Raw genomic sequence first — 10407 nt, forward strand, 5'->3', positions numbered from 1 at the left:
TCGATATCCCAAGTATTCGAATAGCTCGGCACGCGTGCCGCAGCCAACGGCGGCCCAACGACCGCCACATCGACAGACTGCTGAAGGCGCAGCGTGTCGCCCGCACGCAATGCACGCCCCGCATGTCCACCAAACTGGCCAAGCGTGAACGTCGCTCGACTTCCCATGTAGAGCGGCACATCGAACCCACCTCGCACAGCGAGGTAAGTGCGCTGACCAGCGCCCTGTATCGCACTCATCTTCAAAACACTACCAGCAGACACTTTGAGCGCAGTCCAATAAGGCACCGCGACACCATCCAGCTCAGCCTTCATCTGCGCCCCACACAGCGCAATCACAGCCGGCGCATTGAACTTCAACGTGGGCCCGCTGACCGTCAGCTCCAAACCCGCAGCCGCATGCGAATTCCCAACCAGCTCATTAGCAAGTCGAAAGGCCAAATCATCCATCGGTCCCGACGGCGGCACCCCGATATCCCAATACCCAACGCGCCCCGGAAAGTCCTGGATACAGCTATGTGTACCAGGCTGCACGGCTTCCACCGTAGCCGGCCGATATTCCAAGCCAGCGAGAAAGCGTGTCGTCTGTCGCCCAGAAGTAAACGTGTCGTCGGCCACAACACGGCGGAGATAGGCCAAGTTGGTTTCAATGCCGTACAGCTGCGTCCCCGCCAACGCATCCTGCAACTTCGCGAGCGCATCCTCGCGAGAATCACCATGAGCGATAATCTTCGCCAACATCGGATCGTAATGAGCCGGCACTTCGGCGCCGGTCTCAACCCAGTGATCGACCCGTACACCACTGGGCCACTGCACATGTGACAGCAACCCACTCGACGGCCGAAACTGATGAGCCGGGTCTTCGGCATACACACGCACCTGAATCGAATGCCCCTGCGGTTGCGCTACGTAGCCCAGCAAGTCCGGCGCTTCATCTGCAGCCACCCGCAACATCCATTCAACCAAATCGATGCCAGTGACCTGCTCGGTCACGCCGTGCTCGACCTGCAGCCGCGTATTCACTTCCAGAAAGTAAAACTCGCCGCCAACATCGTCATAAACGAACTCAACCGTGCCAGCCGATTGATAGCCGACACTGCGTCCCAACCGCTCGGCACAAGCAAACAACGCCTGCCGAGTCCGCGCATCGAGTCGTGGCGCAGGCGTCTCCTCGATGACCTTCTGATTGCGCCGCTGCACCGAGCAATCTCTTTCACCCAGCGCCACCACATTGCCGCGGCCATCGCCAAAGATCTGAACCTCGATGTGCCTGGCTTGCTCGACGAACCTTTCGATGAACACGCCGCCTTGACTGAAATTGCTGGCCGCCAGCCGCACGACGCTGGCGAACGCGGCAGACAACTCAGCAGCGTTCCGGCAAAGCTGCATGCCGATGCCGCCACCACCGGCGGTGCTCTTCAACATCACGGGATAGCCAACTTCTTCAGCCGCTCGCACGGCGTGCGCGGCATCTTCAAGCAACCCACTGCCAGGCAGCAGCGGAACATCCTGCGACTGAGCGAGTTCACGCGCTGTATGTTTGAGACCGAAGCTTCGCATCTGTTGCGGCGTGGGGCCGATGAACACGATGCCAGCCGCTGCGCACTTCTCCGCAAACGCAGCGTTCTCGCTCAAGAATCCGTAGCCGGGATGAATGGCCTGCGCACCCGACTCGCGAGCGGCGGCGATGATGCGATCTTGCTGAAGATAACTTTCGGCCGCGGGCGCCGCACCGATATGAATGGCTTGATCCGCCATGGCCACATGCATGGCATGGCGATCGGCGTCTGAGTACACAGCCACCGAGCCAATGCCCAGCCGCTTCAGAGTGCGCACGATCCGACAGGCAATCGCGCCACGATTGGCGATCAACACCTTATTGAACATGATAACGCCGTAGCCCGAGGCCGGGTCGTCCCGGCGTTGTCATGAAACTTACGGGTCGTCCCGCAAGTGGCGATTCAATACTCGCCTGCCGTCAGTCCCACACCAGCACTTCCACCGGCGTCGGGTTATAGCCATTGCAAGGGTTGTTCAACTGGGGGCAATTGGAGATCAGCACCGTGACATCCATCTCGGCCCGCATCTCGACATAGCGGCCGGCGGCGGAAATACCGTCGGCGAACGTGAGCTTGCCTTGCGGCGTCACCGGCACGTTCATAAAGAAATTGATGTTGCTGGCCAGATCCCGCTTGCCGATGTCGCGATGATATTTCGCGCCCCAGTGCGCCAAGGCCAGCAAGAAGTTGTCGCGACAGCTATGCATGTGCCGCTTTTCGATGGCATAGCGCACGGTGTTGCTCTCCGCCGAGCAAGCGCCACCCAGCGTGTCGTGACGGCCGCAGGTGTCGGCGACGATGGTCAACATCGTGTTGCCTTCGTTGGATAACAACTGCGTGCCGGCGCTGAGATAAATGTTGCCCTGGGCGCGAATCGTGTCCTGCGCGCTGTAGCGCTCGTCGAGCGAAGCGCTGCTGTAGAACAACGTGTCGACGGCCTGGTTGCCTTCCAGATCGACGATACGAAAGTGCTGGCCCTGCTTGATGCTGCCCATCCACGGCTCGCCGGCCGGGATGACGTGCCGGTGCACCGCCTGAGCTGCCTGCAAAGAACTGTCTTTGAGCGGCATCAGCGGCACCACACTTCAGTATTACGAAAGCCGCGCTCGTTCTCCGGGCAGCGCGTGCGACAAGGATCGTTGCGTGGCGCCGGGCGCGAATGCCAGGTCGTCAGCCGCACATCCTTGGGTTGGTAGCTGGTCGCGGGGTCGAGTGGATGCTGACAAGCGGCCAGCACCACCAAAGTGTTCATCTCAAACCGCAGATCGACATAGCTACCGGCCGCCGAGTGGCCGGCTTGGAACTGCAGGTTACCGTCGTCATCGGCCGTGACCTTGCTGAAGAAGTTGATGTTGGCGGTCAGGTCACGCTTACCCAGGCCGTACTTGCCCAGCTCGTTTAAAAAGCCGTCGTAGGCATTGCGGTGATACTCGTTACGACGCTCTTGATAACGCGCCTCGCCGTACTTCGAGTGGGTTGTAGCAGCGTTGCTGACACCGCACAGCGTGTCGTGCCAACCGCAGGTGTCGTCGGTGATGGAGCACATCACGCGCCCCATGTCGGAATAGCAGACGCAGCTGCGAGTGAGATAGGCCGTGTGTTGCGCCTTGAGCGTGTCGGCCATGTTGTAACGCTCGAGCCGATCGTCGTAGTTATAGAACAGCACCGAAGCATTGCCGCCACCGGCCACGTCGGTGAGACGCAACGTCGTTCCCCGCCGCAGCAGCCCCGACCAATGGGCGCCGCCGACGACGAGTTCTTCCCACAACATCCAATACGGCGCGCCTTCGGCCATCCTTTCACCCACGACGAGTCCACGCTGACTTGGATCGACCAGAGCAAGGAATGTACCAATGCGCTCAACGCCCTCGATGAGCAGCACCTTTACGCAACAACGGCTTTTCTGGATGAGCGTCGAGCGATGCAAACGCACCGCTTGAGTGCGAGCGAGACAAATCAGCGCGCTATTCGAATGCACCGCTCGAAGCCGCAGCCGCCTGCCACGGCGACAACTGCAGCGACTGACCATCGGCACGTCCCTTGCAAACTCATTGCTGGCAATTTGCCTCTAGGGTTCCGATCGTTCGCGATGCTGGTCCGAGAGAGGCAGTCCAGTGATCCAAGCTGGATACACGGCGGGATAAAAGCCCGGGAGGTTTGCGCGCTGTAGAGGCGAGCCCCCTAGCCATGCATTCCGACCGGGGCTGTCTTCCGGCGCTCGATTCGAGTGGCCTGTCACAATGAGAGGAGACGCCGAATGAATAGATTGCTCCGGATCGCGGCCCTGACATTTGTATTGCTGGCACTGACGCCCGCCGCCCACGCCGCCGAGAAAAAATCCTTCAAGATTGCCTGGAGCATTTATGTGGGCTGGATGCCCTGGGACTACGCTGCCGACAGCGGCATTCTGAAAGAGTGGGCCGACAAGTACGGCATCAGTATTCAGCTCACCCAGATCAACGACTACGTCGAGTCCATCAATCAGTACACCGCCGGCGGCTTCGACGGTTGTGTCATGACCAACATGGACATGCTGACCATTCCCGCTGCAGGCGGCGTCGACTCGACCGCACTGATCGTCGGCGACTTCTCCAACGGCAACGACGGCGTCGTGCTGAAAGGCAAAGGTAAGACGCTCGCCAGCATCAAAGGCCTGCCGGTGAATCTGGTGGAACTGTCCGTGTCGCACTATCTGCTGGCCCGCGCATTGGAAACCGTGGGCCTACAAGAGCGCGACATTAAAGTCGTGAACACGTCCGATGCGGACATCGTCGGCGCCTACGCAGCCGCCGATACCAAAGCCACCGTGACGTGGAAGCCGCAACTCAGCGAGATCCTCGCAGCGAAGGATGCGCAGCTGGTGTTCGACTCCAGCAAGATTCCGGGCGAGATCATCGACATGATGGTGATCAACACCGCCACCTTGAAGGACAACCCCAAGCTCGCCAAGGCGTTGGTGGGCGCCTGGTTCGAAACATTGAAGCTGATGGCCGCCAAGGATCCCAAAGCGCTCGAGCACATGGCCAAGGCCTCGGGCACCGATCTGGCTGGCTTCAACAGTCAGCTGGCCACCACCAAGATGTTCTGGACGCCGGCAGAAGCGCACGCGTTCGCCACCAGCCCGACGGTGATCAAGACCATGGATCAAGTGCGCAAGTTTTCGTTCGAGCATGGTCTGCTCGGCGAAGGCGCCAAGAGCGTGGACGCGGTGGGGATCAAGTTTCCCGGCGGCAAGACTTTAGGCAATGCCAAGAGTGTGAAAATGCGCCTCGATGCCAGCTACCTGAAACTGGCGGCAGACGGCGCGCTTTGAAGGCATGCCAAGGCTAGTCAATCTATATCCAACTCGGGGTAGCGCGCTGGCTCTCGGCGCGCTGCCGTTCTTGATTCTGATCGCAGCCTATCTGTTCGGCTCGGCGGCCCGACTCGCAGACAACCCCGACGACAAGCTACTACCGGCACCCAGCGCGTTCGTCGACACACTGCAGAGCTACGCCGTGGAAGAAGACCGACGCAGTGGCGAAGTGCTGTGGTGGCTGGACACGGGCGCCAGCCTCAAACGCCTGCTGATCGCGCTGACCATCAGCGCATTCATCGGCATCGTGGGCGGGCTCGCCATCGGCGCACTTCCAGTAGTGCGCTCGCTGCTCGGCCCCTTCGTGGCCGCGTTAGCGATGATTCCGCCGCTGGCCATCTTGCCCATCCTGTTCATCATGCTCGGCTTGGGCGAAGTCGCGAAGATCGCGCTCATCGTGTTTGGCGTCGCGCCTTGTATCGTGCGCGATGTGTCGTTGCGCGCTGGCGAGCTGCCGAAAGAGCAGCTCATCAAAGCACAAACGCTCGGTGCATCGAGCTGGTTGCTGTCGACACGAGTCATCCTGCCGCAACTGTGGCCGCGCTTGATCGATGCGCTACGCCTGACCTTGGGCTCGGCTTGGTTATTTCTAATCGCAGCAGAAGCCATCGCCTCCACCGAAGGCCTCGGCTACCGCATCTTTCTCGTGCGTCGTTATCTCGCCATGGATGTGATCTTGCCGTATGTCGTCTGGATCACGCTGCTCGCCTACACCATGGACTGGGGACTGCGAACTCTGCGAGCGCGCCTATTCCCCTGGGCTGAGACGCGCTGAGCATGGCATCGGTCACCGTCAAACATTTGTGGAAGGAATACGGCGATCAGGTGGTGCTGGAGAATTTGAACCTGCACATCGCCGATCGCGAGTTCGTCACCATCATCGGTGCTTCGGGCTGCGGCAAGACCACGTTCTTGCGCATGCTGCTTGGAGTCGAGCAGCCCACGCGCGGTCAGTTGCTGATCGACGGTCAGCCGGTGCCCGCCGAGCCCGGGCCAGATCGCGGCATCGTATTTCAGCGGTACTCGCTGTTCCCGCACTTGAGCGTGCTCGACAATCTGATGCTCGGCCTGGAGTTCTCCGGCTCGCGCTGGCTGGGCAAGCTGTTCGGCGTCAAACGCCGCGCAGCGCTGGAGAAAGCCGAGAGCCTGCTGGAAGCAATTGGTCTGCACACGGCGCGCGACAAATATCCCGCGCAGCTCTCGGGCGGCATGCAACAGCGCCTGTCGATCGCGCAGTCGGTAATACGTGAGCCCAAGATCCTGCTGCTCGACGAGCCGTTCGGTGCACTCGATCCGGGCATCACCGCCGACATGCACGAAATCATCCTGCGACTGTGGCAGGCAAATCGCATGACCATTTTCATGATCACCCACGATCTAAAGGAGAGCTTCCAGCTCGGCACGCGCTTGCTGGTGTTCGACAAGCGTCGCCACGACCCGCACGCACCAGAACGCTACGGCGCCACTGTGACCTATGACATACCGCTGAACCGGAAGAAGCACAGCACGCCCCTGCCCGCCATCACATCTCTATTGATGGCTCAGTAGCCTCACAGCGGAGTGCGACCGGCAGCTCATTCCGGGAAGCCCCTACTCAACTCCCAGCAACCCGCGCCGTTAAATCGTCAAACAATGAAGTCGCCGCCCTGACTGCGGGCCGCGACCGGCGGATTTAAGTGAAATTGGAGCGCGTGTAATGTCTGGAGCCTCGAAGTCGATTCTTGCCGTGGACGATTCCGCGTCCATGCGGCAGATGGTTCGCTACACCTTGGAAGGTGCCGGCTACCAGGTCATACAGGCTGCCGACGGGGTGGAAGCGCTGGACCTCGCCAAGACTCGCGGCGTCGATCTCGTGCTGACCGATGTCAACATGCCCCGCATGGACGGCATCACGCTGGTCAAAGAATTGCGCGGCCTGGACACGTACAAGTTCACGCCCATGCTGGTACTGACCACTGAGTCCGGCCAGGAAACCAAGATGCGCGGCAAGCAAGCCGGCGCCACTGGTTGGATCGTCAAACCGTTCAATCCCGATCAATTGCTCGCGACCATCGCCCGGGTGCTCTAACCCCACGCATCCCAAGTCGCCGTGAACCCGTCCATGTTGTCCACCTCCCTAGAAATCGCCAACGCCGAAGCAGCGCCGCTCGCGGATTGGACGCCCGAACAGCAGATCGCGCAAATGCTCGAGCTGTGCGAGGCCCAGATCGAGTCGGCAACCTGTGAATCGGATCTGGCCGTCGACTCGCTGGTCCGAGTGTTTTCCGGCCTGGCCGAAACGGCCCGTTCCTTGAAGAGCAAGGCCGCCGTGTTCACGCCGGAACAGCGCGCGGTGCTCGGTGACATCGATCTGAAAAAACAGATGGAAACCATCGAGCGCCAAATGAATGACGCGGTCGTGGCTTTCCAGTTCTACGACAAACTGTCGCAGCGGCTCGGCCACGTGCGTTACAGCCTGTCCACGCTGGCCACCTTCGTCTGTGACCGCGAGCAGGCCACCCAGCGCGAGCAGTGGCGCCATTTGTTTACCACGCTCAAGCGGTTGTATCGAACCGAGGAAGAGAAGCAGCTGTTCCAGATGATGGTAGAGGGCGCGTCCGCCGATGAGGCCCGCGACCATATCCATCAGAGCACCCAGACCATTCGTGTCGGCACCAGTGGCGACATTGAGCTGTTCTGATAGACCAGCTGAGAACTAGCGCTCGTTTCCGATATTTTTGCGCTGCATTTACCGAGGCCGTGTGACCCAGCGCACGGTGCCGAATCGACCATAAGCTATCGTTGCGCCCGTCGATTAGCTGTACGAGCGGGTCCGGAGATGACACGCCCAACGCGTCTAGTGAGATGCAAAAAAGGGAGAGTCAGTCATGGCCATCAAGTCTCAACAAATTATCGGTATTGCTGGCGCGTTCGCGCTGGTCGGTGGAGTCCTGTGGGGTTCGGCCGCTCTGTTCAGCCCGCCGGATGAAGTTGCCAGCGTAGAAATCCGCCAGGTGGCCGAGCGCTCCTGGGCAGTCGAAATCACCGATCTGGGCCCGATCGAGCCCAAGCCCGAAAAGCGCACGGCGTCCCGCTAAAGCCGCGCTGCGAGCTACGACCGCGAGCCAGTGCCGGCTACACTGCCGGCATGAGCACGATATATCTGATTCGCCACGGTCAGGCCTCGTTCGGCACTGACAACTACGATCAGCTCTCCCCCACCGGGCGTGAACAAGCACGCCACCTCGGCAATTACTTCGCCGCACTGGGCGAACGTATCGACCGCATCTATTCCGGCTCGCTACGCAGACAGACTGAGACTGCGGAAATCATCGCCGGCGCGCTAACCAACGCAGCGCCGCCCATCGCCATCGAGCCGGCTTTCAACGAGTACGACAGCGATCGGATTCTGCATACGTTTGCCAAGTCACTCACGCCCGAGCAACTCGCCGAAGCTGGCTGGCCCGGACTGCACACCGACCGGCGCAAGTTTCAATTCTTTCTGGAGCGTGCCGCGCGCGCTTGGGTCGAAGCTCAGATCGAAGCCGAAGATATGATTCCGTGGCGTGGCTTCCACGGCCGCATCGTCGCGGCCCTCGAAGGCATCATGCGTAACGAAGGCCGTTCGAAGACGTTACTGATCAGCACTTCCGGCGGCGTCATCGGCACTGTGGTCGCCCATGTCATGGGGTTGGCCAATCACACCGGCATCGAATTGAATTGGGCAGTTCACAACGCGTCCATCACCCGACTGATTTACAGCGCCGACAAAGTGTCGCTGTCCATGTTCAACGGACTGCCGCACCTGGATCGTGCAGAACTCAGGCAATTGATAACGTACCGCTGAGCTTGCACCGTATTGGACGCGAGAAATCGCGAACCAGCGCGCATTTTACTTTTCAAGCTTGTTGCGTCGCGGGCCGTTATAGCCAAGGACAAAGCTCAGACAAACAAGGACGGTGACATGGTCAAGGCGGCGGCAGTACGGCATATGTCCTCGGTTGAGGACTACCGCGCACGCCTGGCCAATTTGCAAGGCTCGTGGGACACGTTGTCGTTGCTATCTCATCTGCGAGGCGATGGCGCCGACATGAGCGGCACCCGCCAAGCGTTCGAAGCGCTGGCCAACGATCTGGTCGGCAGCCTCAGCGAAGAAACCTATAAAAAAGCGATGCTGGCGCTACAGGCCAAGGGCCAGATCGCCATCGACGTGATCGTGCGCAATCTATTTGAGCGCACGGCCGACATCGGCTTTCTTGCCATCGACGACGACATCCGCGATTACTTGCGTCAACGCCGCGCCGACGACGCGCAAGTGAGTAAACTCGACGCGCGTCTACGCAGTCGCTTCCGCGAATACGTCGGCAAGTATTCGGTGTATCACGATGTCGTGCTACTCAGTCCCGATGGCGACGTGCTGGTTCGGCTCGATGATCAATACGAGGTCGCTCGCACCTCACACGAACTGCTGAAACAAACACTCACGACCCGGCAGGGTTATGTGGAAAGTTTCGGCCGCATCGATCTGCTACCCAACTCCGAACGCAGCTTGGTCTATTCATTCCGTGTCGGTGACGGTGCCCGCACCGAAGGCGTGTTGTGTCTGTGCTTCCGTTTCGAAGACGAAGTCGCCGGCATCTTCGACAAGCTGCGCGCCGAGCAAGACTGGACCGTATTTTGTTTTCTGGACGAGCGCGGCACCGTGATCGCCAGCAGCGATGCCTGGCAAATCCCGATCGGTGCGCCAGTGCCCGTGGTGCTTGATGCGGGCGGCCGTGTGGTTCGCTTTGCGGGCCGTGAATATCTGGCAGTAACTTGCCGCACGCAGGGCTACCAGGGTTACATGGGCCCAGGCTGGTACGGCCACGCCATGTTGCCCATTGAGCATGCGTTCGAGAGTCAAACCGGCGAAAGCACCAAAGCTATTCCGCGCGAGCTGCTGGCAGCGCTGCGCGAAAGCCAGACCATTTTCTCCCCCGCCCTACGCAAGATCCCCGCGCAGGCGGACGGCATCCAGCGAGAGCTCAATCGCACCGTGTGGAACGGCAACGTGCGCCTGACGACCAGCACCGACACTGGCAGCGACTTCACCAAGGTGTTGCTGCGTGAGATCGGCAGTTGCGGCCGCCGGACTCAGGAAACCTTCGAGCGCTCCATCAGCGAGCTGCAAGAGACAGTCGTGTCGGCCATTCTGGAGGATGCGCAACTGCTGGCGTCGCTGGCCGTCGACGTGTTGGATCGTAACTTGTACGAGCGCGCCAACGATTGCCGCTGGTGGGCTCTCAACGGCGAGCTGAGTCGCTATCTGGCTGACAGCAACGCGACTGCCGATGCTGGCGCGATCCTTCGCCACATCAACAGTCTTTACACCGTCTATCACGACATCGTGCTGTTCGACACGTCGGGCCGCGTCGTCGCGGTTTCCAACTCAGCTCACGCGAGCAAGGTCGGCACCACCATCGCAGAGCCTTGGATGGCAGCGACGCTGGAGCTGCGCGACTCACAACAGTACGCG

10 protein-coding genes, 1 pseudogene and 1 riboswitch are annotated in these 10407 nt (G+C 60.4%); of the genes and pseudogenes, 8 read left to right on the plus strand and 3 right to left on the minus strand.

Features of this window, described 5'->3' with window-relative positions:
• The 3 genes from JNL55_RS26880 to JNL55_RS26890 form a co-directional block, all read right to left on the minus strand.
• Positions 1–1886 (minus strand): biotin carboxylase N-terminal domain-containing protein (locus JNL55_RS26880; RefSeq protein WP_293861805.1); only part of this gene is annotated, 1886 nt, incomplete at its 3' end.
• A 91-nt stretch (positions 1887–1977) separates the two neighbouring features.
• Entirely contained in the window at positions 1978–2628 is a 651-nt protein-coding gene (locus tag JNL55_RS26885) for an urea amidolyase associated protein UAAP2 (protein ID WP_293861808.1), read from the minus strand.
• Positions 2628–3353 (minus strand): urea amidolyase associated protein UAAP1, encoded by a 726-nt coding sequence (locus JNL55_RS26890; RefSeq protein WP_293861811.1) that lies wholly within the window; start codon positions 3351–3353, stop codon positions 2628–2630. The genes JNL55_RS26885 and JNL55_RS26890 overlap by 1 nt, the downstream gene beginning before the upstream one ends.
• 262 nt (positions 3354–3615) lie before the next feature.
• A riboswitch (guanidine-I (ykkC/yxkD leader) is annotated at positions 3616–3715 on the plus strand.
• Between the two features lie 100 nt (positions 3716–3815).
• Here JNL55_RS26890 and JNL55_RS26895 point away from each other — a divergent pair.
• The 8 genes and pseudogenes from JNL55_RS26895 to JNL55_RS26930 all read left to right on the plus strand — a co-directional run.
• Complete coding sequence (locus tag JNL55_RS26895) at positions 3816–4871, plus strand: putative urea ABC transporter substrate-binding protein (RefSeq protein WP_293861814.1); 1056 nt, start codon at positions 3816–3818, stop codon at positions 4869–4871.
• Positions 4872–4875: 4 nt separating this feature from the next.
• Positions 4876–5688: an ABC transporter permease gene (locus JNL55_RS26900; protein ID WP_293861817.1), complete on the plus strand. Its 813-nt coding sequence runs from the start codon at positions 4876–4878 to the stop codon at positions 5686–5688.
• Positions 5689–5690: 2 nt separating this feature from the next.
• Positions 5691–6461, plus strand: a complete 771-nt coding sequence (locus JNL55_RS26905; protein ID WP_293861820.1) for an ABC transporter ATP-binding protein — start codon at positions 5691–5693, stop codon at positions 6459–6461.
• Positions 6462–6609: 148 nt separating this feature from the next.
• Positions 6610–6981, plus strand: a complete 372-nt coding sequence (locus tag JNL55_RS26910) for a response regulator (RefSeq protein WP_293861823.1) — start codon at positions 6610–6612, stop codon at positions 6979–6981.
• 33 nt (positions 6982–7014) lie between these two features.
• Positions 7015–7593, plus strand: a complete 579-nt coding sequence (locus tag JNL55_RS26915) for a hypothetical protein (RefSeq protein WP_293861826.1) — start codon at positions 7015–7017, stop codon at positions 7591–7593.
• 187 nt (positions 7594–7780) lie between these two features.
• Positions 7781–7990: a hypothetical protein gene (locus JNL55_RS26920; RefSeq protein ID WP_293861829.1), complete on the plus strand. Its 210-nt coding sequence runs from the start codon at positions 7781–7783 to the stop codon at positions 7988–7990.
• Between the two features lie 50 nt (positions 7991–8040).
• Positions 8041–8739 (plus strand): histidine phosphatase family protein, encoded by a 699-nt coding sequence (locus JNL55_RS26925; RefSeq protein ID WP_293861832.1) that lies wholly within the window; start codon positions 8041–8043, stop codon positions 8737–8739.
• A 144-nt stretch (positions 8740–8883) separates the two neighbouring features.
• A pseudogene (locus JNL55_RS26930) lies at positions 8884–10407 on the plus strand (chemotaxis protein CheW); the annotation flags it as partial.

The sequence above is a fragment of the Steroidobacter sp. genome (assembly GCF_016790065.1).
Taxonomy (GTDB): Bacteria; Pseudomonadota; Gammaproteobacteria; order Steroidobacterales; family Steroidobacteraceae; genus Steroidobacter.